The sequence below is a fragment of the Marinobacter sp. THAF197a genome, assembly GCF_009363275.1.
Lineage (GTDB): Bacteria > Pseudomonadota > Gammaproteobacteria > Pseudomonadales > Oleiphilaceae > Marinobacter.
In genome coordinates this window covers 2,437,439-2,461,205 of record NZ_CP045324.1, presented here as the reverse complement: position 1 = coordinate 2,461,205, position 23,767 = coordinate 2,437,439, and the positions used below count along the sequence as shown (strand labels likewise).

General features: G+C 58.2%; 16 protein-coding genes and 3 tRNA genes. 12 read left to right on the top strand and 7 right to left on the bottom strand.

Annotated features, from left to right (window positions below; translation table 11 throughout):
• Window positions 1–4: 4 nt before the first annotated feature.
• From FIV08_RS11435 to FIV08_RS11425, 3 genes are all read right to left on the bottom strand, one after another.
• Window positions 5–2,857: a valine--tRNA ligase gene (locus FIV08_RS11435; protein ID WP_152438389.1), complete on the bottom strand. Its 2,853-nt coding sequence runs from the start codon at window positions 2,855–2,857 to the stop codon at window positions 5–7.
• A gap of 339 nt (window positions 2,858–3,196) precedes the next feature.
• On the bottom strand, window positions 3,197–3,706 hold the full coding sequence (locus FIV08_RS11430) for a DNA polymerase III subunit chi (protein ID WP_152438388.1): 510 nt from the start codon (window positions 3,704–3,706) through the stop codon (window positions 3,197–3,199).
• Complete coding sequence (locus FIV08_RS11425; RefSeq protein ID WP_152438387.1) at window positions 3,696–5,186, bottom strand: leucyl aminopeptidase; 1,491 nt, start codon at window positions 5,184–5,186, stop codon at window positions 3,696–3,698. The genes FIV08_RS11430 and FIV08_RS11425 overlap by 11 nt, the downstream gene beginning before the upstream one ends.
• Before the next feature lie 226 nt (window positions 5,187–5,412).
• Between FIV08_RS11425 and lptF the strand changes: the two genes are divergently transcribed.
• A complete protein-coding gene (gene lptF, locus FIV08_RS11420; RefSeq protein WP_172972273.1) occupies window positions 5,413–6,516 on the top strand; it encodes an LPS export ABC transporter permease LptF in 1,104 nt (367 codons plus the stop codon).
• Window positions 6,509–7,570 carry an LPS export ABC transporter permease LptG gene (gene lptG / locus FIV08_RS11415; RefSeq protein ID WP_061332697.1) on the top strand — a complete coding sequence of 354 codons (1,062 nt, stop codon included), beginning with the start codon at window positions 6,509–6,511 and terminating at the stop codon, window positions 7,568–7,570. The genes lptF and lptG overlap by 8 nt, the downstream gene beginning before the upstream one ends.
• A gap of 19 nt (window positions 7,571–7,589) precedes the next feature.
• On the opposite strand, the gene FIV08_RS11410 is transcribed toward lptG, so the two are convergent.
• The gene (locus tag FIV08_RS11410; protein ID WP_058090304.1) at window positions 7,590–8,147 is read right to left on the bottom strand and encodes an RDD family protein; all 558 of its coding nucleotides are present in this window, start codon (window positions 8,145–8,147) and stop codon (window positions 7,590–7,592) included.
• A gap of 159 nt (window positions 8,148–8,306) precedes the next feature.
• Here FIV08_RS11410 and alaS point away from each other — a divergent pair, with 159 nt between their 5' ends.
• The 6 genes from alaS to FIV08_RS11380 all read left to right on the top strand — a co-directional run bounded on the left by alaS (window position 8,307) and on the right by FIV08_RS11380 (window position 13,098).
• On the top strand, window positions 8,307–10,937 hold the full coding sequence (gene alaS / locus FIV08_RS11405) for an alanine--tRNA ligase (protein WP_152438385.1): 2,631 nt from the start codon (window positions 8,307–8,309) through the stop codon (window positions 10,935–10,937).
• 107 nt (window positions 10,938–11,044) lie between these two features.
• Entirely contained in the window at window positions 11,045–12,283 is a 1,239-nt protein-coding gene (locus FIV08_RS11400) for an aspartate kinase (protein ID WP_152438384.1), read from the top strand.
• Window positions 12,284–12,454: 171 nt separating this feature from the next.
• Window positions 12,455–12,652: a carbon storage regulator CsrA gene (csrA, locus tag FIV08_RS11395; RefSeq protein WP_022989559.1), complete on the top strand. Its 198-nt coding sequence runs from the start codon at window positions 12,455–12,457 to the stop codon at window positions 12,650–12,652.
• A gap of 125 nt (window positions 12,653–12,777) precedes the next feature.
• A tRNA-Ser gene (locus tag FIV08_RS11390) sits at window positions 12,778–12,867 on the top strand.
• A gap of 57 nt (window positions 12,868–12,924) precedes the next feature.
• A tRNA-Arg gene (locus FIV08_RS11385) sits at window positions 12,925–13,001 on the top strand.
• Window positions 13,002–13,021: 20 nt separating this feature from the next.
• A tRNA-Arg gene (locus tag FIV08_RS11380) sits at window positions 13,022–13,098 on the top strand.
• A gap of 233 nt (window positions 13,099–13,331) precedes the next feature.
• On the opposite strand, the gene FIV08_RS11375 is transcribed toward FIV08_RS11380, so the two are convergent.
• Window positions 13,332–13,868 carry a DUF2058 domain-containing protein gene (locus FIV08_RS11375; protein ID WP_152438383.1) on the bottom strand — a complete coding sequence of 179 codons (537 nt, stop codon included), beginning with the start codon at window positions 13,866–13,868 and terminating at the stop codon, window positions 13,332–13,334.
• 104 nt (window positions 13,869–13,972) lie between these two features.
• On the opposite strand from FIV08_RS11375, the gene dbpA reads away from it, so the two are divergent.
• From dbpA to FIV08_RS11355, 4 genes are all read left to right on the top strand, one after another.
• Entirely contained in the window at window positions 13,973–15,346 is a 1,374-nt protein-coding gene (dbpA, locus tag FIV08_RS11370; RefSeq protein ID WP_152438382.1) for an ATP-dependent RNA helicase DbpA, read from the top strand.
• Window positions 15,347–15,569: 223 nt separating this feature from the next.
• Window positions 15,570–15,821 carry an OadG family protein gene (locus FIV08_RS11365; protein WP_138435533.1) on the top strand — a complete coding sequence of 84 codons (252 nt, stop codon included), beginning with the start codon at window positions 15,570–15,572 and terminating at the stop codon, window positions 15,819–15,821.
• Between the two features lie 41 nt (window positions 15,822–15,862).
• Complete coding sequence (oadA, locus tag FIV08_RS11360; RefSeq protein ID WP_152438381.1) at window positions 15,863–17,641, top strand: sodium-extruding oxaloacetate decarboxylase subunit alpha; 1,779 nt, start codon at window positions 15,863–15,865, stop codon at window positions 17,639–17,641.
• Between the two features lie 13 nt (window positions 17,642–17,654).
• Window positions 17,655–18,977 (top strand): sodium ion-translocating decarboxylase subunit beta, encoded by a 1,323-nt coding sequence (locus FIV08_RS11355; protein ID WP_058090296.1) that lies wholly within the window; start codon window positions 17,655–17,657, stop codon window positions 18,975–18,977.
• A 253-nt stretch (window positions 18,978–19,230) separates the two neighbouring features.
• On the opposite strand, the gene FIV08_RS11350 is transcribed toward FIV08_RS11355, so the two are convergent.
• The gene (locus FIV08_RS11350) at window positions 19,231–22,347 is read right to left on the bottom strand and encodes an error-prone DNA polymerase (protein WP_152438380.1); all 3,117 of its coding nucleotides are present in this window, start codon (window positions 22,345–22,347) and stop codon (window positions 19,231–19,233) included.
• The gene (locus tag FIV08_RS11345) at window positions 22,347–23,765 is read right to left on the bottom strand and encodes a Y-family DNA polymerase (protein WP_152438379.1); all 1,419 of its coding nucleotides are present in this window, start codon (window positions 23,763–23,765) and stop codon (window positions 22,347–22,349) included. Before FIV08_RS11345 ends, FIV08_RS11350 begins: the two co-directional genes overlap by 1 nt.
• Between the last annotated feature and the right edge of the window lie 2 nt (window positions 23,766–23,767).

The window sequence follows — 23,767 nt, the reverse complement described above, 5'->3', positions numbered from 1 at the left end:
GGCCTTACATGGCCTCGATTTCAGCCCGTTGTGCGCTGAGCCGTTGCAGGCTGCCTTGCGCATCCTTCAGCTTCTCCTGCTCTTTCTCGACCACTTCAGCCGGGGCCTTGGCGGTAAACTTCTCGTTATTCAGCTTGCCTTCCAGGCGGCCGATTTCCTTGTTCAGGCGTTCCAGTTCCTTGTCCAGGCGCTTGAGTTCGGCATCCTTGTCAATCAGGCCGGCCATGGGCACCAGCACTTCCATTTCGCCCACCAGCTGGGTGGCGCTCATGGGGGCCTTGTCGCCTTCAAACCATTCCAGTTTCTCCAGCTTGGCCAGGGACATCAGGAATTGGCGGTTGTCGTTCAGGCGGCGTTCATCATCAGCATTGCCGCCTTTCAGCAGCACCGGAACCTGTTTGGCCGGGGAGATGTTCATCTCGCCACGGATGTTGCGTACGGCCACGATCACGCCCTTGAGCCATTCGATATCGGCGGCCACGGCGGCATCCTGCTTGCTGGTATCCGGCTGCGGGTACGGCTGCAGCATGATGCTGTCGCCCTGTTTGCCGGTCAGCGGGGCAATGCGCTGCCAGATTTCCTCGGTGATGAACGGCATCATCGGGTGTGCCAGGCGAAGTACAGCTTCCAGCACGCGAACCAGGGTGCGGCGGGTGCCGCGCTTGGCCTCGGCACTGGCGTTGTCGTCGCTCAGGGCCGGCTTGGACAGTTCCAGGTACCAGTCACAGTATTCGTTCCAGATGAACTCGTACAGGGCGTAGGCGGCCAGGTCGAAGCGGTACTGGTCCAGGTGGCGGATCACTTCCTGCTCGCAGTGCTGCAGCTGGCTGATGATCCAGCGGTCGGCCAGGGACAGCTCCACCGGCTCGTCGTTCACGCCGCAGTCTTCGCCTTCGGTGTTCATCAGTACGTAGCGGGCAGCGTTCCACAGTTTGTTACAGAAGTTGCGGTAGCCTTCCAGGCGCTTCATGTCCCAGTTGATGTCTCGGCCGGTGGTGGCCATGGCCGCCAGGGTAAAGCGCAGGGCGTCGGTGCCATGGGCCGCGATACCTTCCGGGAATTCTTTCTCGGTGCGCTTGCCGATTTTCTCGGCCAGCTTCGGCTGCATCAGGTTGCCGGTACGTTTTTCCAGCAGATCCGGCAGGCTAATGCCGTCGATCATATCCAGCGGGTCGATCACGTTGCCCTTGGACTTGGACATCTTGTCGCCGTGCTCGTCCCGGATCAGGCCGGTCACGTAAACGGTTTTAAAGGGTACCTGTGGGGTGCCGTCTTCGTTCTTCATGAAGTGCATGGTCATCATGATCATCCGGGCAACCCAGAAGAAGATGATGTCGAAACCGGTCACCAGCACGTCGGTGGGGTGGAAGGTTTTCAGGCGTTCGGTGATTTCCGGCCAGCCCAGGGTGCCGAAAGTCCACAGGGCGGAGCTAAACCAGGTGTCGAGTACATCGTCGTCCTGCTTGAGTTCCAGTGTGTCCGAAAGCTGGTGCTTGCTGCGCACCTCAGCCTCGCTCCGGCCTACGTAAATATTGCCGTCGGCGTCATACCAGGCCGGAATCCGGTGGCCCCACCAGAGCTGACGGGAGATACACCAGTCCTGGATGTCGCGCATCCAGGCGAAGTACATGTTTTCGTACTGTTTGGGCACGAACTGGATGCGGCCATCTTCCACCGCTTCAATAGCCGGTTTGGCCAGGGTCTTGGCATCGGCAAACCACTGGTCGGTCAGCATCGGTTCAATGATCAGGCCGGAGCGATCGCCGCGGGGCACGCTCAGTACGTGGTCTTCGATCTTCTCGACCAGGCCCGCCAGTTCCATGTCGGCGACAATCTGCTTGCGGGCCGCTTCCCGGCTGAGGCCGGCGTAGGCGGCCGGCAGGGCGCTGTTGATTTCGGAATTCTCGGTGCCGTCGGCATTGAAGACTTCGGCCACATCGCGGATGTTGGCATCCTGGGTCAGGACGTTGATCATTGGCAGGTTGTTGCGCTTGCCTACGGCGTAGTCGTTGAAGTCGTGGGCCGGGGTGATCTTCACGCAGCCGGAGCCTTTTTCCGGGTCCGCGTGGTGGTCGGCCACGATGGGGATGCGGCGGTTTACCAGCGGCAACAGTACGTGCTGGCCGATCAGGTGCTGGTAGCGTTCGTCGTCCGGGTGGACGGCCACGGCGGTGTCGCCCAGCATGGTTTCTGGGCGCGTGGTGGCCACGATCACGTAGTCTTTGCCGTCCTGGGTTTTCTGGCCATCCGCCAGTGGGTAGCGCAGGTGCCAGAAGTAGCCTTTTTCTTCCTTGTTCTCTACTTCAAGGTCGGAGATGGCGGTGTGCAGTTTCGGGTCCCAATTCACCAGCCGTTTGCCGCGGTACACCAGGCCTTCGTCGTACAGGCGGATAAACACTTCCTGCACGGCTTTGTAGAAGCCGTCGTCCATGGTGAAGCGTTCGTTGTCCCAGTCGACGGAGTTGCCGAGGCGGCGGATCTGGCGGGTGATGGTGCCGCCGGAGTGTTCTTTCCAGTCCCAGATGCGCTTGATGAATTCTTCCCGGCCCAGGTCGTGGCGGGTTTTGTCTTCTTCTGCGGCCAGTTTGCGCTCGACGACCATCTGGGTGGCGATGCCGGCGTGGTCGGTGCCGACGGTCCACAGTGCGTTACGGCCCTGCATGCGTTTGAAGCGGGTGAGGGTGTCCATGATGGTGTGCTGGAACGCATGGCCCATGTGCAGGCTGCCGGTCACGTTGGGTGGCGGGATGGCGATGCTGTAGGAGTCGCCTTCGCCGCTGGGGCGGAAATAGCCTTTGGATTCCCAGTTTTCGTACCACTGGCGCTCGATGTTTTCTGGCTGGTAGGTTTTTTCCATGGGATTATGCAGTGACCGTTTTGGTTGATTCACATAGGGAAATTTTGAATTGGCCGATTATACATGGTCGCTGTTGATGCGGCGAACCTCTGTGAAACCTAGCCTGCTGATTTGGTGCCGTGTGGGGTTGTGGGTAGGCTTTCCAAAAAACGCTCCTTGCGGCACATCCCTGTGGCGCTTCGCTTCGGCCATCCATGGCCTACGAGATTTTTGGAAAGCCTACCCCCAACCCCACAGATCTGACCTTGTGCTGTCCGCCCCTCAACTCTTTGCTTCCATTAGTTCCCAAATCTGCTTTTTGTCCGTGTTAGCCATGAGTGTATGGGGCTAAAAGAACAATTAACGCTTTCGCAAGTCGTGTACCCGCGCTTCAATCCCCATTGCCCGCAGTTGCTTGTAGTGTCCGCGAGCCTGGTTCAATACGGCCGGGTCGTTGTGGGCGACCAGGGCCAGGCGGCTATATTGAGTGGCATCGTCTGGCAGGTTGGCGGACAGGACGATGACGGTATCCCAGTCTACAGCGGCCGGTGGGTAGAGCAGGATGCCTACTGGGTCGGGGCAGGGGGTGGTTGGGTCTTGGGCGATGCTGTGGGGGATGAAGGCATCGGGGGCGTGGTTCCACAGCAGGTCGTCGAGGTCTTGGGCCTGGTCTTCGGTGTCGCAGAGGATGCATACGCGGTCGCCCTGCTGCCAGGCTTTGTCCACGAGTTTGGCGGCGTGGAGGTTGCGGGCGGCTGGGGTGTTCTGGGCGAGGATGTGGAACCAGTAGCGCTGGTTCTGGTCGTCCTGGCCGGAGGGGCCGGCAGCTGGGCTGCCGGGTTCCGGTGGGGTTGGCTGGTTATCCTGCATGGGTCATCAGGTAGTCGACAAGCAGGGGGACCGGGCGGCCGGTGGCGCCTTTGGCTTTGCCGGAGTTCCAGGCGGTGCCGGCGATATCCAGGTGTGCCCAGCGGTAGTCTTTGGCGAAGCGGCTGAGGAAGCAGGCGGCGGTGATGGTGCCGGCGGGGCGGCCACCGATGTTAGCCATGTCGGCAAAGTTGCTGTCGAGCTGGCTCTGGTATTCGTCCCACAGCGGCAGGCGCCAGGCGCGGTCGCCGGTGCGCTCGCCAGCGGCCAGCAGTTCGTGCGCCAGTTCGTCGTTATTGGACAGCAGGCCGGTGGCCTGGTTACCCAAAGCAATGATGCAGGCGCCGGTGAGGGTGGCCATGTCGACTACGGCTTCCGGGTCGAATTTTTTCACGTAGGTGAGGGCGTCGCACAGCACCAGGCGGCCTTCGGCGTCGGTGTTGAGGATTTCAACGGTCATGCCGCTCAGGGTGGTGACAATGTCGCCGGGGCGGGAGGCGCCGCCGTCCGGCATGTTTTCGGCAGCGGCGATTACGGCAACCACGTTGATCTTGGGTTTGGTTTCGGCCAGCACTTTCATGGTGCCGAATACGCTGGCGGAACCGCCCATGTCGTATTTCATTTCATCCATGCCTTCGCCGGGCTTGAGGCTGATGCCACCGGTGTCGAAGGTGATGCCTTTACCCACCAATACGTAGGGTTTGTCTTTGGCTTTGCCGCCACGGTATTCCATCACGATCAGGCGCGGGGGCTGTTTGGAGCCTTTGCCCACGGCCAGGATGGTGTTCATGCCCAGCTTTTCCATCTGCTTTTCATCAAGCACTTCGGTCTTGATGCAGTCGTATTCCTTGGCCATGTTCTTGGCCTGCTCGGCCAGCCAGACCGGATGGCAGATGTTGGGTGGGGTGTTGCCCAGATCTTTGGTGTAGTTCATGCCGCGCCCGGTCGCCAGGCCCTGGTTGAAGGCGTCTTTCAAGGCTTTGGCGGAACCGGAGGCCTGCACCACCACCTTTTTGAGTTTACGGGCAGCTGGCTTTTCACTCTTGAACTCGGTGAAGGTGTAGAGCTGGTCTTCCAGAATACGCCCGATCAGGTTCAGGCGGGCTTCTTCGGAGCTGACGGCGTCCTCGCCCTGCAGGCTGGTGTCGGCCAGGCAGATCAGTGCGCTTTTGGATGGGCCGTCTTTCAGGGCGCCCATCATGGCGATCAGTGCCTTGCGAAAGTTGGCTGGCGTGCGGTCGCTGTCTTTGCCGGTGCCGACCACAACCACACGCTGCCATGGTTGGTCGACCAGGGGCAGGGTGTTTACAGACGCGTTCTTGCCAGTCAGGTCGCCTGCTTTTTCAAGTTGCTTGATCAGCCCTCCCAGTGCTTCGTCTGCTGCTTTTGTGGTTTCCGGCCACTCGCCCTTCTCAGGCACCGCGATAACCAGGCAATCGGTTTTGGTGGCGGTGATGGCTTTGCTGCTCAGGCTGAAATTCATGGCAACTCCCGTTGTCAGGTTGTGCTTTGTTGAATGTGGTAGGCGTTATTCATCCGATGCCAATAGGATTGGGGCAAAAGCTCTATTAATCAAGCGGCAGGCTTGTATCGTTACGATGGCTTTATCGTATCAGGCTTATACTGTCATTCATCGCCAAGGTTACATAGAATACCCGCAGTTTCCGTTATCGACCATCTCACGCTTCGGCGCTGCCAGAGAGACTGATTTGAACATCGTTTTCCGTTACCTCATTCGCCAGATCATGGTCAGCATGGTTGCCGTTTCCGGCATCCTGTTGCTGGTGTTTATGAGTGGGCGCTTTATCAAGTACCTGGGCAATGCCGCAGAAGGCGAGATTCCCGCCGGCGTTCTGTTTTCCATCATGGCCTACCGCTTTCCGGGATTCCTGGAGCTGATTCTGCCTCTGGGGTTGTTTATCGGCATTCTGCTGGCTTACGGGCGGATGTACCTTGAAAGTGAAATGACGGTGTTGTTTGCCTGCGGTGTCAGCGACAGGCAGTTGCTGGCGAAGACCCTGATTGGCTGTTTACCGGTGATGCTGGTTGTGGCCAGCATGAGCCTTTATGTGTCGCCGTGGGGTATGAAGCAGGTGGAGGCTATCTTCAACGAAGCGCGCACCGCCACAGAGTTCGAGATGCTGGCGCCGGGGCGTTTCCAGGATTTTACATCCGGTAGCCGGGTCACCTATACCGAGGCTTTGAGCGATGACAAGCGACAGCTCCAGGGAGTGTTTATTGCTGAGTACGACCGAGATGGCCAAGGTGTAACCTTGATTACCGCCGAGTCTGGCTCTCAGCTGATTGACCAGGAAACCGGCAGTCGGTTTCTGATTCTGGAGAATGGCGGGCGTTTTCAGGGGCGGCCGGGTAACCTGGATTACAACGTTACCCGGTTTGAGGCTTATGGCCTGAAGGTGATGGGCGGTGAGGCAGGTAGCCGGGAACTGGAGGAAGGCATCAGCACGAAGGCGCTTTGGCAATCGGACGATCCGGAAGACCGAGCGCTGTTGCATTGGCGTTTTTCACTGCCATTGATTGTACCCATCGTGACCCTGCTGGCGGTTCGGTTGAGTCGGGTCAACCCCCGCCAGGGCCGTTTCTTCCATCTACTACCGGCGATGCTGGTTTATATCACCTACCTCGGGTTGCTGATCGTTGCGCGGGACGCCCTGGCGGATGGCAAGGTGCCGGAGTGGATAGGCATGTTATGGGTGCATGTGATTTTCCTGGCGCTCGGGCTTTGGTTGCAGTTTGGCCCAGCCTGGCTTTATAAGCGGCGCCTGGAAAAGGAGGCCCGTGCCCATGCGTAGAATTGATGGCTACGTCATGCGCACCGTGGGCGGTGCGATGTTCCTGGTAATGATGGTGGTGTTGTCACTGGACGTGATCTTCGCCTTTATTGCGGAACTGGACGATACCCGCAACGATTACCAGACCCTGCAGGCGCTCTGGTATGTATTTCTGACCTTGCCAAGGCGAATTTACGATTACCTGCCGCTGGGTGCTTTCATGGGGTGCCTGGTTGGGTTGGGTGCCATGGCCAGTTCTTCGGAGCTGACGGTTATCCGGGCTGCCGGTGTTTCCATTCGCCGGATTGTCTGGTCGGCGATGAAGCCGGCCCTGGTTGTTGTGGTGCTGGGGCTGGCCATCGGTGAATACGTTGCGCCGACCACGGAGCGCATGGCGCAGAGCGACAAAGCGGTGGCTCTGGGGGCGAGCAGGAATGTCGCGTCGGCCCATGGTGTCTGGCACCGGGAGGGGAACACGTTTATGCACCTGAATGCCGTTCAACCAAACGGCGTATTGCACGGCGTATCTTTGTTCCGTTTTGGAGACGACCGGCAGCTGGAGGTGTCCAGCTTTGCAGAAAGGGCGATTTTCCAGGGCGATCACTGGTTGCTGGAGAAGGTGGTGTCCACGCGCATTGAGGAAGAACGCACCCTTCGCAATGAGCATGCCGTTTTGCGCTGGGAGACCGGGCTGTCTCCGGAAGTGCTGAGTGTGTTGATCGTCAAACCAGAAAATCTTTCCATGGCCGGCCTGTACACTTATGCCACCTATCTGGGAGAGCAGGGGTTGACGGCTGCCCGTTATTGGCTTGCGTTCTGGAAAAAGGCGTTGATGCCGCTGGGTACGGCGGTGATGGTGTTGGTGGCCATTTCCTTCATCTTCGGCCCGTTGCGCTCTGTGACCATGGGGTTCCGCGTGTTCACCGGCCTGCTGGTGGGCCTGTTGTTCAAGTACATGCAGGATTTGTTGGGGCCCATGAGCATGGTATACGGGTTTAATCCGCTCTTGGCGGTACTGGTGCCGATTCTGGTGAACGCTTTGGTGGGGGCCGTGTTGATGCGGCGGGCCGGCTGAGATGGCCGGCCCGGGCGCATTACTTTTTGTTTTTGGCGGTTTTTGATTTGTCTGGTGCGGGCACAGCCACAACCACGCTGTTGGATGCGCGATCGGTCAGCGACAAACCGTTGATCGGGTAGAACAGGGCAATCACAGCGGGCACGGTGAGCAGGAGCGTAAGGGAGCCTACGTAGTAGGCGGCGATCATGGTCAACACGATGACTGCCGCAGCGCTGCCATAACGGAGCAAGGCCTGGGTCCAACTGACGGACGTGCCATCCAGGTTCTCGATTCGAATGCGCCACACCTGCATGCCCAGGGTTTGGCCGATACGGGTCCAGAAATAGGCGAAGAACAGGTAGAGCACCAGGAACAGGGTGAAGGTGAGGCCCGGGCCGCCCTCGAGTTCGCCTGCCTCGGCCATCTGTTCGTACTGTTCCCAGCCGGTTATCCAGCCTGCAATCATGGTGTAAGCCCAGGTGGCTACCAGCAGCACGGCGATACTGATCAATCCATCGTAGATAATGGCCAGGGCTCGCTTCAGTGCGGTGGCTGGCGGTAAAAGTTCCTCGGCGTTATGAAAGCGTCGGGGCATGGAGTCTCCTGTGAGGTTTCACGTTTTTCCTGTTCTCGGCGTGTGCTAGAGTAGCGGATTTGCACACGCATGTAAGTATTCGTATTTCAATCGCGGACTTGCCGGCTATTCCGGCGGGTTTCAGGCAAGGTGTTAAAGGTCGAAAGGTATCAAAGGTCTATGAAAACCGCAGAGTTGCGACAGGCGTTTCTGGAATATTTCAAGCAGCAGGGTCACACCATTGTGCCGAGCAGTTCACTGGTGCCGGCAGGCGATCCCACACTGCTGTTTACCAACGCTGGCATGAACCAGTTCAAGGATGCCTTCCTTGGCCGGGAAGAACGCGACTACACCCGGGCGACCTCATCCCAGAAGTGTGTGCGCGCCGGTGGTAAACACAACGACCTGGAAAACGTTGGCTACACCGCCCGCCACCACACGTTCTTCGAAATGCTGGGTAACTTCAGCTTTGGCGATTACTTCAAGCGTGAAGCCATCAATTTTGCCTGGACCTTCCTGACCGGTGAGCAGCACCTGAACCTGCCCCAGGAAAAGCTCTGGGTAACTGTGTACGCGGAAGACGACGAAGCCTTTGATATCTGGAACAAAGAAGTAGGTGTTCCGGCTGAGCGGATTATTCGCATTGGTGACAACAAAGGCGGCCGCTACGCTTCCGACAACTTCTGGCAGATGGGCGATACTGGCCCTTGTGGTCCTTGCACCGAAATTTTCTACGACCACGGCCCGGATGTGGCGGGCGGACCTCCCGGAAGCCCCGAAGAAGACGGCGACCGCTACATCGAGATCTGGAACGTGGTGTTCATGCAATACAACCGCACCGCCGATGGCGAGATGTTGAACCTGCCCAAGCCTTCGGTAGACACAGGCATGGGGCTGGAGCGGATTGCGGCTGTGCTGCAGGGCGTTCACAGCAACTATGAGATTGACCTGTTCCAGGATTTGCTCAAGGCGGCTTCCGAGATTCTGGGCGGTGCGGCGACCACCGAAGCGTCTCTGCGAGTGGTGGCGGACCATATTCGCTCCTGTGCCTTCCTGATTGCCGATGGTGTGATGCCGTCAAACGAAGGTCGTGGTTTTGTGCTGCGCCGGATCATCCGCCGTGCAGCCCGCCACGGTAACAAGCTGGGCGCAACCCAGCCGTTCTTCTACAAACTGACTGGCGCCCTGGTGGAATTGATGGGCGAGGCCTACCCGCAACTGGTCAGCAGCCGCAAGCAGATCGAGAAGGTGCTGCTGCAGGAAGAGGAGCAGTTTGCCAAGACTCTGGATAAAGGCCTGCGATTGCTTGAGCAGGACATTGCCGAACTGAAGGGTACGGAAATTCCTGGTGAAACCGTGTTTACGTTGTACGACACCTACGGTTTCCCGGTAGACCTGACCAACGACATCGCCCGTGAGCGTGGCTTGACCCTGGACTACGAAGGCTACGAAAAGGCCATGGACGCACAGCGTGACCGTGCCCGTGCGGCTAGCAAGTTCGGCATCGATTATAACGCCGCCGGCATCACCATTGACGGCAAGACCGAGTTCACCGGCTACGACCATATTGACGGCCATGAGCGCATCCGTACGGTTCTGGTCAACGGTGAAGAGAAAACCGCCGAGGCTGGAGACGAGTGTGTGGTGGTGCTGGAGCGCACGCCGTTCTATGCGGAATCCGGCGGCCAGGTGGGTGACACCGGCCTGCTGACCTGGAGCGGTGGTCGCTTCCAGGTAACCGATACCCGCAAGGAAGGCGACAACCACCTGCACGTGGGCACACTGGTAGAGGGCGAGTTGTTCCCGGGCCTAGAGGTAGACGCCCGCATTGATCACGCCCGCCGTGAGCGCACCAAACGCAACCATTCCGCCACGCACCTCCTGCACGCAGCGCTGCGCAAGGTTCTGGGGGAGCATGTCACCCAGAAGGGCTCACTGGTTGACCCGGACAAATTGCGTTTCGATTTTTCCCATTTTGAAGCCGTTACACCGGAACAGTTGAAAGAGATTGAGCGTCAGGTAAACGAACAGGTTCTGGAGAATACGCCGGTTCAGGTTGACGTGACCGACATGGAGTCCGCCAAAGAGAAAGGTGCCATGGCTCTGTTCGGTGAGAAGTATGGCGATGTGGTGCGCGTGTTGAGCATGGGGATCGACAGCTACTCCGTTGAGCTTTGTGGTGGCACTCACGTGTCTCGCACCGGTGATATTGGTCTGTTCAGGATTACCTCGGAGAGCGGTATCTCCTCCGGTGTTCGCCGCATTGAGGCGGTGACCGGGTTTGGCGCGTTGGAATGGCTGGACGCCACTGAACGAACCCTGCGCGAAACGGCCCGCCTGGTTAAAGGCACCCGTGAGACCGTCGTGGACAAGGTTCAGCAGGTCCTCGACCGCAACCGCCAGCTTGAAAAAAACGTTGATACTCTGAAAGCCAAGCTCGCCAGTTCCGCAGGCAGTGATCTTGCTGGAAATGCTGTAGAGGTGGCGGGACTAAAAGTCGTCGCGGCAGAGCTGGAAGGTGCTGATCGCAAGGCGCTGATGGAAACCGCCGACCAGTTGAAGAATAAGCTGGGCGAAGGTGTGGTGGTTCTGGCCACTGTTGACGACGGCAAGGTTACCCTGGTTGCCGGGGTTACCAAGTCTGCCACTGGTCGTATTAAAGCGGGTGATCTGATGAAGCATCTGGCGGCGCAAGTGGACGGTAAAGGTGGTGGCCGCCCGGATATGGCACAGGGTGGCGGTAACGACCCGTCCAAGCTGGCGGATGCCCTGGCAGGTGTTCCGGCCTGGGTTGAACAAAATATCGGTTAAGCAACTGTTTTTGGACGCGGGCGGAGGTTTATAATTCCGCCCGCTTTATTTGATGGGCGGGCAATCGGTGTTCCGCTTTGAGTCCCCGGTTCGGAGTTTGGCAAAACATGGCTCTGTTGGTTCAGAAATTTGGTGGTACGTCCGTTGGTACAACCGAGCGGATTGAGGCGGTGGCTGACAAAGTGTGTCAGTTCCGTAAAGACGGGCACGATGTGGTGGTTGTGGTCTCGGCCATGAGCGGAGAAACCAACCGGCTGATCGCCCTGGCCAACGACATTATGGAAGATCCGGTACCCCGGGAAATGGACGTACTGGTGTCTACCGGTGAGCAGGTGACCATCGCGTTGTTGTCTATGGCGCTGCAGAAGCGTGGCTGTGATGCCCGGTCTTACACCGGCTCACAGGTGCGGATCCTGACGGATAGCAGTCACACCAAGGCGCGGATCAAGCAGATTGATGAGCAGCGCATGCGTGAAGATCTGGAAGCCGGCCGGGTAGTGGTTGTTGCGGGCTTCCAGGGTATTGATGAGCACGGCAACATCACTACGCTCGGTCGCGGTGGTTCAGACACTACCGCGGTGGCACTGGCGGCTGCCCTGAAGGCTGACGAGTGTCAGATCTACACGGATGTGGACGGTGTTTATACAACCGACCCGCGGGTGGTAGACAGCGCTCGCCGGCTCGATCGTATTACATTTGAAGAAATGCTCGAGATGGCCAGCCTGGGCTCGAAAGTGCTCCAGATTCGCGCCGTCGAATTTGCAGGTAAATACAATGTTCCATTAAGAGTGCTTTCCAGCTTCCAGGAAGGTGAGGGCACCCTGATTACTTTTGAGGATGAGAACGCCATGGAACAACCGGTTGTTTCCGGCATTGCTTTCAATCGTGATGAAGCCAAACTGACCATTTCCGGTGTACCCGATACCCCGGGCAGCGCCCTGCGGATTCTGAAGCCGGTCAGCGATGCCAATATTGAAGTGGACATGATTGTGCAGAACGTGGGCGAAGATAATAAAACCGCGTTCACCTTCACTGTTCACCGTAACGACTTCAAACGGGCCCAGGAAGTTCTGCGTGGTATCTCCAGCGAAATTGGCGCTGGCGAAGTGGGTGGCGACAGCAAGATTGCGAAAGTGAGCATTGTGGGCGTAGGCATGCGCTCGCATGCTGGCGTGGCAACTAAAATGTTTGAGGCGCTGTCCAAAGAAGGTATTAATATTCAGATGATCTCCACCTCGGAAATCAAGATTTCGGTGGTGATCGATGAGAAGTATCTCGAGCTGGCGGTTCGTGCACTGCACAGTGCATTCGAGCTGGATCAGGCCGGGGTGGACGAGGGCGCTTAACAGCAGGATGCTCGCAAGCGCGCCTTTTTGAGTCATTGATAATAGCTATCGAGATGCGAAGGGGTATAAGTATTATTGCGTCTTTAGTATGATCGGTGATCTCTTTATAAAAGCTATAAGTACAACATTCTGTTGTCGGAACAGGTTGGTTTGGAATAGGGAGAAAGGGATATGTTGATTTTGACCCGCCGTGTTGGCGAAACTCTGATGATCGGTGACGAGATTACCGTTACCGTTCTGGGAGTGAAGGGGAACCAGGTACGTATCGGTGTTAACGCGCCCAAAGACGTCGCGGTTCACCGTGAAGAAATCTATCAGCGGATTCAGTCCGAAAAAGGCTCAGACGAGCCGGAACCGGGCAATCGTTGATCAATAAAAAGCCGCTCACGGGAAACCTGAGCGGCTTTTTTGATGGTGGGGAAAATCGAGTAGAAAAAACTCGTGTCAACCCTATGAAAACAGAAAAATTATGGTAGTATACGCCCCGTTCTCAAGGAGAGGTGGGTGAGTGGCTGAAACCAGTTCCCTGCTAAGGAACCGTACGAGCAATCGTACCGAGGGTTCGAATCCCTCCCTCTCCGCCATTTCCTTTTGGGAAACGAGAACAGGTTGAATCAGCATTCAACCAATGCGAAAGATGCGCGGCTGTAGCTCAGCTGGATAGAGTACCTGGCTACGAACCAGGCGGTCGGAGGTTCGAATCCTCCCAGCCGCGCCACTATCGCAAACCTGTTTTAAGCGGCTGTAGCTCAGCTGGATAGAGTACCTGGCTACGAACCAGGCGGTCGGAGGTTCGAATCCTCCCAGCCGCGCCATATTAAAGTCAAAACGCCTCAGTTTGTGCACCCCACAGCTGGGGCGTTTTGCGTTGTATGGCTGGGAGGATTTGAACCGATAGAGGTTCGACCGAACCCCACGAAGTGGGGTAAGGAACGCCGGAGCAACGCGACGGCGGCCCCGAAGGGGAAGGGCCGAAGGCCCGCCTAATCCTCCCAGCCGCGCCATATTAAATAAAAAACCCCGCTTTGAGCGGGGTTTTTTATTTCTGTTACCACATCAAATCATCCGGAATCTCATACCCTGCGTAAGGGTCGTCCTCTCCGGCATCATCCTGCTTGCGATCGTGCATCGAAATCACGGCGGTTTCGTCTCGCTCCATAATCTTACGGGCTACTTTGTCTGGGACCACTTCGTAGTTGTCGTCAATTGCCACAATCGCAAGCCGGCCGCGGGAGAGCTGGTCGACCATGGTGTCATCCACCAGGATTTTCTTGATCTTCTTTCCGTCGACAAACTGGTAAGACGTTTCGCCCCGGCTGCGATCCAGTCGGTTGGTTTCAATCAGCTGTCGGATCTGTGCCTGAATAGCTTTCTTTTCCGCCTCCTTTTGCCGTTCCAGGTTCAGCTGGCGGTCACGCTCGGCCTTTTCAAGGCGAGCCTGGCGAGCGCGTTCCTCGGCTTCATTCACCTGGACCGCACCTTTGGGTTGCTGCTTGCGTTGCTTGCGTTTTTCGTTTCGTATGCTTTTGGCTTTCTTTTCGTCGGCCAGCCCGGCCTTGAGTAGTTGTTCCTGCAAAGACGCCATCAGTGACTCCGTGGATTCGTGATAAACTGCATATTATGAACCTCTAGTATACGCCGACGTTATTCCCGCAATAACCCACAAACATTTACCTCGTGGATTTTTCTATGTCTTCTTTTAAAGAGCTGGGGCTTTCTCAGGCCATGCAGGCAAATCTGCAGCGGTTGGGTTTTGAGCAGCCAACTGGCATACAGGTCAAGGCATTGCCGCCAGCCCTGGCCGGCAAGGATGTGATTGCCATGGCGCAGACAGGCAGTGGCAAAACGGCTGCTTTCGGCATTCCACTGGTGGAGCGCCTGAAGCCAAAGCAGTTTGCGGTGCAGGCGTTGGTGCTGTGCCCGACCCGGGAGCTGGCTGATCAGGTGGCCAAGGCTCTGAGAGAGCTGGCGCGGGCGCAAGACAACGTAAAAGTACTCACGCTTTGTGGGGGTGTTCCCATAGGGCCCCAGATCGGCTCGCTCAGCCATGGCGCCCATATCGTGGTGGGCACGCCGGGCAGGGTTGATGACCACCTGCGCAAGGGCACGCTGACCCTGGACCGCGTGAACACGCTGGTGTTGGACGAAGCAGACCGAATGCTGGATATGGGGTTTGAAGAGGTGGTGTTGTCCATTCTTGAGCAAACACCGAAAGCCCGGCAAACCCTCCTGTTTTCCGCAACCTGGCCAGAACCGATCCGGGCCATGAGCGAGCGCTTCCAGGTTGAGCCAGTGGATGTCAGGATCGAGGCAGAAGAGGCTACCAGCAGTATTTCAGAGGTGTTCTACGAAATATCGCCAGACCAGAAAGTTCGGGCAGTGGCAGCCTTGTTGTCTGAGTATCAGCCAGTATCTTCTCTGGTTTTCTGCACGACCAAGCGGGATTGCGACGAGCTGGCGCAGGCGCTTGAGGCGCTCGGCTTTGCTGCTATGTCACTGCATGGGGATCTCGAGCAGAAAGACAGGGACAGCACGTTGGTCAAATTCGCCAATCAGAGCTGCACGGTCATGGTCGCCACCGATGTGGCTGCTCGTGGTCTGGATATCAAAGCGTTGCCCCTGGTGATCAATGCGGAGCCTGCCCGCGACCCGGAAGTACACACCCATCGCATTGGCCGTACCGGGCGTGCCGGTGAACAGGGGCACGCGATTACTCTGTGCGCGCCCAGCCAGGGCCATAAAGTCTCGCGGCTTGAAGCTGCTCGGGGGGAGTCTGTTGTCTGGGGTGATTCCGAAAGTCTGCTGGCGCAAACATTACGCCCGGTACGCCCTGCAATGAAAACCCTGTGCCTGGCCGGTGGCCGAAAAGACAAAGTGCGCCCGGGCGACGTGCTGGGCGCCTTGACCGGGGATGCGGGTATTCCGGGTACGGCAGTGGGAAAAATAGATCTGTTCGATTTCCAGTGTTTTGTGGCCGTTGATGAAGCCTGGGCAGATAAAGCTTTGGCCCGGCTTGAGAAAGGTAAGGTCAAAGGCCGCAAAATCAGGGTTCGTTATGCTTGATTCCGGTTGTTGAAGACCGGTCGGGTGAGTGTCAGATCAGGCCAGGAAGCTCGGAAAGTCCCTATAGAAATGTTTACTTCAGGTTGCTCCTGATCAATGAAAACGGTAAATTACGCAGGATTTTGCCTCCCGATTTGTTCGTTCCAGCCATTAGACTTTGGTCTGACGGCTGAAGGCGGCGAAGCGGGGAAATCACACAAATCAATACAGGTAGCTATTCGATATGAATGAGCTGATGTCACAAGCCGTCGAGTTGATGATTGCTGGTATGGGCTTTGTGTTCGCATTCCTGGTTATTCTGGTATTCGCGACACTGCTCATGTCCAAACTCATTGGACGGTTTGCGCCGCCAGAGCCGGCAACCCCGGCCAAAACGCCACGTGCCAAGCCGAAGGCGCCCGCGTCGGTTGATCCTGACACCGCCGAGGCCATCAAGAAGGCGATTGCACAATACCGGGCACGCCACAAGAAGTGACCCGTTGCACGATTAGAACCTTTTAACAGAAGGCTGACACGATGACTGATACCAAGAAACCGCTGGGGATTACGGACGTAATTCTGCGTGACGCCCACCAATCCCTGCTTGCCACCCGTATGCGGCTTGATGACATGCTGCCCATTGCCGAGAAACTCGACAAAGTCGGTTTCTGGTCACTGGAATCCTGGGGTGGTGCTACCTTTGATTCCTGTATCCGTTACCTGGGCGAAGACCCATGGGAGCGCATCCGCGAGCTGAAAAAAGCCATGCCCAATACCCAACAGCAGATGCTGTTGCGTGGTCAGAACCTGTTGGGCTATCGCCATTACGCGGATGATGTGGTTGACCGTTTCTGTGAGCGTGCGGCCGAAAACGGTGTTGACGTATTCCGTATTTTCGACGCGATGAATGATCCTCGTAACATGGACCGCGCCATCAAGGCGGTTCGTAAAACCGGCAAGCATGCCCAGGGTACCATTGCCTACACCACCAGCCCGGTGCACACCATCGACATGTGGGTTGAGCTGGCGAAAGAAGTCGCGGATATGGGTGCCGATTCCATCGCCATCAAAGACATGGCGGGCATTCTCAAGCCTTACGTAGCGTATGAGCTGGTCAGTCGTCTGAAGAAAGAGCTGGATATCCCGATCCACATGCAGTGCCACGCCACCACCGGTATGTCTACCGCCACCGCTATCAAGGCTGCGGAAGCCGGTATTGATAACGTGGATACGGCGATCTCCTCCATGAGTATGACCTACGGCCACTCGCCCACTGAGGCAGTGGTGGCCATTCTGGAAGGTACCGACCGTGACACCGGCCTGGACCTGAACCTGCTGGAAGAAATTGCCGCTTATTTCCGCGAAGTGCGTAAGAAGTACGCCAAATTTGAAGGCAGCCTCCGTGGAACCGATTCCCGTATCCTGATTGCCCAGGTTCCGGGCGGCATGCTGACCAACATGGAAAACCAGTTGCGTGAGCAGAACGCCAGCGACAAGTTTGACCAGGTTCTGGAAGAAATTCCCAAGGTTCGCGAAGACCTGGGCTTCATCCCGCTGGTGACCCCAACCTCTCAGATTGTCGGTACTCAGGCGGTACTGAATGTTCTGACCGGCGAGCGTTACAAGTCCATCTCCAAGGAAACGGCTGCAATCCTGAAGGGTGAGTACGGCGCAGCGCCGGCACCCATGAACAAAGAATTGCAGGATCGCGTTCTGGATGGCAAGGAAGTGATGACTTGCCGCCCGGCGGATGTGCTTGAACCGGAAATGGACAAGCTGACCGCTGAGCTGAAGGACATCGCCAAAGAGAAGGGCATCAAACTGGCCGGGCAGGAAGTTGACGACGTTCTGACCTACGCCCTGTTCCCGCAGATTGGCCTGAAGTTCCTGGAAAACCGCGGTAACCCGGATGCGTTTGAGCCGGTACCGAGTGCCGATGACGTTGCCCCCGCCAAAAAGGCCGCTGGCCCTGAGACTTACACCGTGGAAGTTAACGGCAAGAAGTACGTGGTTGCTGTTAACGAAGGTGGCGAGATCAGCCAGATTGAAGGCCAGGGTGGCGCTTCTGCGCCTGCCGCTGCTGCAGCTCCGGCTGCCGGTGAGGGCGAGCCTGTGGTGGCACCTTTGGGCGGCAACATCTGGAAGGTTCACGTTTCTCCGGGTGACACCGTGGAAGAGGGCGATGTGCTGATTATCCTCGAAGCCATGAAAATGGAAACCGAGGTTCGCGCACCCAAGGCCGGTACCATCGGTGAAGTCTTCATCAAGGAGGGGGACGCCGTCTCCGTTGATGATGAAATGCTGACAATCGGATAAGGGCCAGCATTCCATGGAAAAGTTATTGACGTTGTGGACAGGTAGTGGCCTGTTCAACATAGAGCCGGGCCAGCTGGTGATGATCATCGTCGGCCTTGTGCTTCTCTATCTTGCGATCAACAAGAAGTTTGAGCCATTGCTTCTGGTACCCATCGGGTTCGGCGGCATTTTGGCGAATATTCCGGAGGCAGGGCTTGCTTTGTCTGCGGCTGAGAACGCCATCCATTTTGCGAAGCCGGAAGTGTATGCGGCTTTGGCGAGCACTCTGGATGTGGCCTATCAGGCTGGCCAGACTGTCACCCCCGAGGTGAAAGCGGCCTTCAAGGAAGCTTATGAGTCCGCTGGCTACGGCACGGTGAGTGCCGCGGATTCCATTGCTCAGAGCCTTGGTTACAGCCACGGGATGCTGCACAGCTTCTACATGGTGATTATCGGTTCTACCGTTGGCCCGCTGCTGATCTTCATGGGTGTTGGCGCGATGACCGATTTTGGCCCGCTGCTGGCTAACCCGAAGACGCTGCTGCTTGGCGCTGCCGCTCAGTTCGGTATCTTCGGTACCGTGATCGGCGCGGCGCTGCTGGACTGGACCGGTGTTCTGGAGTTCACCATTCTTGAAGCAGCAGCCATCGGTATCATTGGTGGTGCGGACGGCCCGACGTCGATCTACGTATCAAGCGTTCTGGCTCCGCATCTGCTGGGTGCTATCGCGGTCTCTGCCTACGCCTACATGGCGCTGGTGCCGATGATCCAGCCGCCGATCATGAAGGCTTTGACCACTCAGAAAGAGCGCGCCATCAAGATGTCGCAGCTGCGCCCGGTGAGCAAGAAAGAGAAGATCATCTTCCCGATCGTGGTACTGATCGCGGTGGTTCTGTTCCTGCCGGATGCGGCTCCGCTGCTGGGTATGTTCTGCTTCGGTAACCTGATGCGTGAGTGTGGCGTGGTTGAGCGTTTGAGCGACACGGCCCAGAACGCGCTGATCAACATTGTGACCATCTTCCTGGGTCTGTCTGTTGGCGCCAAGCTGGTAGCGGACAAGTTCCTGGATGGCCAGACTCTGGGTATCCTGGTGCTGGGCATGGTGGCCTTTGCGGTTGGTACAGCTGCCGGTATTTTGATGGCCAAGTTGATGAATAAGGTGACCAAGGAAGCGATCAACCCGTTGATCGGTTCTGCCGGGGTGTCTGCGGTGCCGATGGCGGCGCGGGTATCCAACAAGGTTGGCCTGGAGGCAAACCCGCAGAACTTCCTGCTGATGCACGCTATGGGCCCGAACGTGGCTGGTGTTATCGGCTCTGCGGTGGCAGCGGGTGTGATGATCAAGCTGCTTGGCTGATTGTTGTTCACTGCTGTATTGAGAGAACCCTGCTTCGGCGGGGTTTTCTTTTTTTAGCCTGCTAGTTTTAGGGCGGGCAGCGGTGGGGTGGGGCCTTCCAAAAACCGCTCCTTCGGCACGTCCCTGTGGCGCTTCTGCTCCGCCATCCATGGCTCCGCACATTTTTGGAAGGCCCCACCCCACCGCTGCCTCCAAGCTCCGAGTTGTCAGCATCAAGAATGGCGAAAAATGTGCTTTTTGGTGTTTTGGCTGTTCAGTGAAAATCTCTGGAACTAACCGGTAACGCGTTAATCAGGTGGCTCAGGTCAGACAGCTTTCCGGCCATCACGTGCACGATATCCCCCTCTTTTTCGATAATTCCCTTCACATGTAACAACCGGGCGGTGAGTAACGGTTTGCGTTGGCGGCGGGCGGTGTCTAGCCAGACGACGACGTTGACGTTGCCGGTTTCGTCTTCGAGGGTGACGAAGGTAACGCCGGAGGCGGTGCCGGGGCGTTGGCGGCCGGTGACCAGGCCGGCTACTTGTACGGGGATGCCGGGGCGGGTGGTTTTGAGTTGGTCGGCGGTGAGGCAGTAGCGCAGGTGGCCTTGTTCGCGGAGCAGGGCTAGGGGATGTCTTTGCAGGGTCAGGCCCTGGCTGCTGTAGTCGGCCAGTACATTCTGGCCTTCGGTGGGTTCGGGGAGCAGGCGGCAGGGCTCCGGGGTGTAATCGGCCATGGCTTCGTGGGCGAAGAGTTCTGCCGGTTCTTCGTGTTCGAGTAACTGCCAGTAAGCCTGGTGGCGGTTGCTGGTGAAGCTGGGCATGGCGTTGGCGCCGGCGAGGAGTTCCATGTCGCGCTGGTTGAGGCCGGCACGGGTGCGCAGTTCGGCGGCGCTTTGGTAGCCGTTTGCGGGGCGGTTCTGGTGGATGCGTTCGGCACCGCTGGACGACAGGCCCTGTATGATTCTGAGGCCGAGGCGCAGGTGTTTTTCCTTGCCTTGCAGGGTATGTTCCCAGGCGCTGTGGTTCACATCCGGTGGCAGCACGGTTACCTGGTGGCGCTGGGCATCCTGTACCAACTGGCTTGGGGTGTAGAACCCCATGGGCTGGCTGTTGAGTAGGGCGCAGTAGAAGGCGGCTGGGTGGTGGCGTTTGATCCAGGCGGAGACGTACACCAGCAAGGCGAAGCTGGCGGCATGGGATTCCGGAAAGCCGTAGCCGCCGAAACCGCAGATTTGCTGGTATAACCGCTCGGCAAAATCCGGGTCGTGCCCCCGTTCCAGCATGCCGCTGATCAGTTTGTCCCGGAACGGGGTGAGGTCGCCGTGGGGTTTCCAGGCGGCCATGGCGCGGCGCAGTTTATCGGCTTCGCCGGCGCTGAAGCCTGCCGCCACCATGGCCAGTTTAATGACCTGCTCCTGGAAGATCGGCACGCCCAGGGTGCGCTCCAGCACCTGGCGGACGGCGTCGTTCGGGTAGTCCACCGCTTCCAGGCCGTGTTTTCGGCGTAGGTAAGGGTGCACCATGTCGCCCTGAATAGGGCCGGGGCGGACGATGGCGACTTCGATCACCAGGTCATAATAGGTTTCCGGTTTCAGACGCGGGAGCATGTTGATCTGGGCCCGGGATTCCACCTGGAACACGCCGATGCTGTCGCCTTTTTGTAGCATGGCGTAGGTGGCCGGATCTTCCTGGGGCACATCCTGGATGGTGAAGGTTTGGCCCTTTTCCTCGCTGATCAATGCCAGCGCCTTGCGGATGGCGGTGAGCATGCCCAGGGCCAGTACATCCACCTTCATCAATCCCAGGCTTTCCAGGTCGTCTTTGTCCCATTGGATCACGGTACGACCTTCCATGGCAGCGTTTTCTACCGGCACCAATTCAGCCAATGGTCCGGCACTGATCACAAACCCACCCACATGCTGGGACAGGTGCCGGGGGAAACCCAGTATCGTGTTGACCAGGGTAAAGAATTGGTCTGCTACTTTCGGGTTTCGGGTGAGCCCTTTATCCAGAATCTGCTGCCGCCAGTTGGTGGCCTTGTCGCGCCAGTCGATGCCATCGAGCAGTTTTTCTACCAGAGCTGTATCGAATCCCAGCGCCTTGCCGACATCGCGGATGGCGCTGCGGGGGCGGTAGCGGATAACCGTTGCCGCCAGGGCCGCCCGTTCCCGGCCATAACGTTGATAGATGTACTGGATGACTTCTTCCCGCCGTTGGTGCTCAAAATCCACATCGATGTCCGGTGGCTCGTCCCGGTCTTTCGAGATGAAACGTTCGAACAGCAGCTCCACCTTGGCGGGGTTCACTTCGGTGATGCCCAGGCAGTAACAGACGGCCGAGTTGGCGGCCGATCCTCGCCCCTGGCACAAGATACCGCGGCCGCGAGCAAAGGCCACGATGTCGTGGATGGTGAGGAAGTAATGCTCATAGTTGAGCTCCGAGATCAGACCCAGCTCTTTGCGGATTAATGCCTGCACCTTCATAGGCGTGCCCTCGGGGTAGCGGCGGCGTTCGCCGTCCCGGGTCAGGCGTTGGAGGTAGGCCGCCGGGGTTTCGCCCTTCGGTACAAGGTCAGGCGGGTATTCATAGCGCAGGCTGCCGGGCTCGAAACGGCAGCTGTTGGCAATGTTGACGGTTTCCTGAAGCCAGGCTTGGGGGAACAGGCGTTGCAGTACCGGGAGCGGCCGCAGGTAACGCTCGCCGTTCTGGAACAGGCAGTGGCCGGCGTTTTCGACCGTGGAGTGATGGCGCAGTGCCGTGAGTACATCTTGCAGGGGCTGGCGCTCCCTGGCATGCATGTGTACTTCGCCGGTTGCGGCAATGGCAAGTTTGAGCTGATCGGCCAGCTTGCGTACACGAGCCAGCTGTTGCTCTTCGCCCGCTTCCAGGGTGCGGGTTGCGCCAATGCGCAGGCGTTGCTCAAACAACCGTTGCAACCATTCGCCACAAGCCTCGGCTTGCTCGTAGCTGGCAGCCGACGATGCCGGTGGTAGCCACAGGCAGAGGCAGTTATCCAGCTCTTGGGTTTCGATATCCCGGGTAAACAGCTGATATTGGCCTTTCTCTGCCCGGCGCCGGCCGGTGGTGATCAACTGGCACAGCTGGCCGTAGCCCTTGCGGGACTGGGCCAGCAGGATGAAGCGGGGCGTGGCCGCACCGGCCGGAGCATCCTCCAGTTCAAACCAGCTGCCGGTAATCAGCTTTACCGGGCTGTCTTTCAGAGCAGCCCAGGCTCTGGGAATGCCGGCAACGGAGCAGGCATCGGTGATGGCGATAGCGTTGTAGCCCAGTTCCAGGGCACGTTCGGCCAGCTCGTGGGGGTGTGAAGCCCCGGTCAGAAAAGTGAAATTGCTGAAGCAGAACAACTCTGCGTAGCCGGTAGTCATCAGCCAAACCATCCGTGTATGAACCAGCCACCCTGAACGTCCCGGAACACCCAGGCCAGTTCGCCGCCCGGCAACTGGGCGATGTAGTAATCCCGGTGAACCCGCTGGCCATCCCACCAGCCACCGCTGATGCGCTCCGGGCCGGAATGCCAGGTCTCCGGGGGCTGAGCCAGAGGCCGGGGAGCCTTCAGGAGCCACAAGGGGCGCCGGGGCAGGGTCACTGAAGCCTGTGGCCGGGGTTTACCGGGTTTGCCCGGATTGCTGGCAGACCAGGCACACTCGGGCCGGTGATCAGCCCTGGCCGCAAGCCGTTTCAGGGACTGTTCGCCCAGGCGTGCCTGCAGGCGGCTGATCAGCGTGTGCCAGGCTTCGTCCAGGTCTTCCGTTTCGCCCAACAGATCCCGGCCTACGGGGGCCTCCCGGCCGGTGAAGCGTTTGACTGCCAGAATCAGGCCGGTGACGGGTGCGCTCAGGGGGTGTTGGTCCAGCTTCAGGCGTATCAGTTTCAGAAACGTCTCGGCCCGGTGTTCTGGCCCGGTGGTGCGAATGCGTAAACGGGTGGCTTGCTGATGCCGGTGTTGCAGAATCAGTAACAGGGTATCCGTGTCTTGCTGGCGCCAGCACAGGTCTTCTTCCAGTTCTGACAGAATCCGCTGTAGTGAGAACAGCAGCCCCTCGGTGTGCTCCACTTCGTGAATGAAGTCGGCTTTTTGCCGGAAGCTGTAGGGGGGTTGCCAGGGGGCTTTTGGGTCTGGCCGGGTACCCTGGATTTTCTGGACCATGGCCAGCAGTTCTGGTGACAGTCGCCGGGCCAGCTCTGTGGGGGGCAGGGCAAACACTTCTGCCAGGGTGTTCAGCCCCAGGCGTTGTAAACGGGTGCAGGACTTTTCATCAAACCCTGTGGCTGGCAAGGGCAGGCTTCCCACCGATGTAAGAATGTGGCGTTTGTCTGCCGTGCATTCCCCTTTGCCGGCCCGGGCCAGTAATTGTGCGGCCAGGGGCGTATGGCCAATGGCGACCCAGGCGTTCAGTTTACGTTCGGCCAGCGCCTGCTCCACGGTTTGCCAGATAGAAGGCAAACCGCCATACAGTTTCTGCAGGCTGCTGACTTCTGCCCAGATACCGTCTGGCGGTGAGAGGGTAATGTGTGCTGCATAGCGATATAGCCAGCGCGCCTGGTCTTCCAAAAGCCAGGCTTCCTGCCTGGCTTCGGTACGCATGATACTCAGTTCTGGTGCCAGGCCCAGGGCAGTCTTCAGGCGCATACCAGCTTCAATACCAAGATCCCTGGCGTTTGGGCAGGCCTGAACCACGGTATGCCCGGCACCGTCCACAATCGCCAGGGCTCCTGTGGATGGCTGATTCCGGTGGATGTGGTCAAGCAGCAAATGCGGGAAGTGCAGGTAAAGCCAGAGCATGC

Coding starts and splice junctions, on each gene's coding strand:
- FIV08_RS11425 (WP_152438387.1), bottom strand. CDS start 5,186: ATGAATTTCAGCCTGAGCAGCAAAGCCATCACCGCCACCAAAACCGAT.
- FIV08_RS11350 (WP_152438380.1), bottom strand. CDS start 22,347: ATGACTACCGGCTACGCAGAGTTGTTCTGCTTCAGCAATTTCACTTTT.
- FIV08_RS11375 (WP_152438383.1), bottom strand. CDS start 13,868: ATGGCGTCTTTGCAGGAACAACTACTCAAGGCCGGGCTGGCCGACGAA.
- dbpA (WP_152438382.1), top strand. CDS start 13,973: ATGTCTTCTTTTAAAGAGCTGGGGCTTTCTCAGGCCATGCAGGCAAAT.
- csrA (WP_022989559.1), top strand. CDS start 12,455: ATGTTGATTTTGACCCGCCGTGTTGGCGAAACTCTGATGATCGGTGAC.
- FIV08_RS11365 (WP_138435533.1), top strand. CDS start 15,570: ATGAATGAGCTGATGTCACAAGCCGTCGAGTTGATGATTGCTGGTATG.
- oadA (WP_152438381.1), top strand. CDS start 15,863: ATGACTGATACCAAGAAACCGCTGGGGATTACGGACGTAATTCTGCGT.
- FIV08_RS11410 (WP_058090304.1), bottom strand. CDS start 8,147: ATGCCCCGACGCTTTCATAACGCCGAGGAACTTTTACCGCCAGCCACC.
- FIV08_RS11430 (WP_152438388.1), bottom strand. CDS start 3,706: ATGCAGGATAACCAGCCAACCCCACCGGAACCCGGCAGCCCAGCTGCC.
- FIV08_RS11400 (WP_152438384.1), top strand. CDS start 11,045: ATGGCTCTGTTGGTTCAGAAATTTGGTGGTACGTCCGTTGGTACAACC.
- FIV08_RS11435 (WP_152438389.1), bottom strand. CDS start 2,857: ATGGAAAAAACCTACCAGCCAGAAAACATCGAGCGCCAGTGGTACGAA.
- FIV08_RS11345 (WP_152438379.1), bottom strand. CDS start 23,765: ATGCTCTGGCTTTACCTGCACTTCCCGCATTTGCTGCTTGACCACATC.
- alaS (WP_152438385.1), top strand. CDS start 8,307: ATGAAAACCGCAGAGTTGCGACAGGCGTTTCTGGAATATTTCAAGCAG.
- lptG (WP_061332697.1), top strand. CDS start 6,509: ATGCGTAGAATTGATGGCTACGTCATGCGCACCGTGGGCGGTGCGATG.
- FIV08_RS11355 (WP_058090296.1), top strand. CDS start 17,655: ATGGAAAAGTTATTGACGTTGTGGACAGGTAGTGGCCTGTTCAACATA.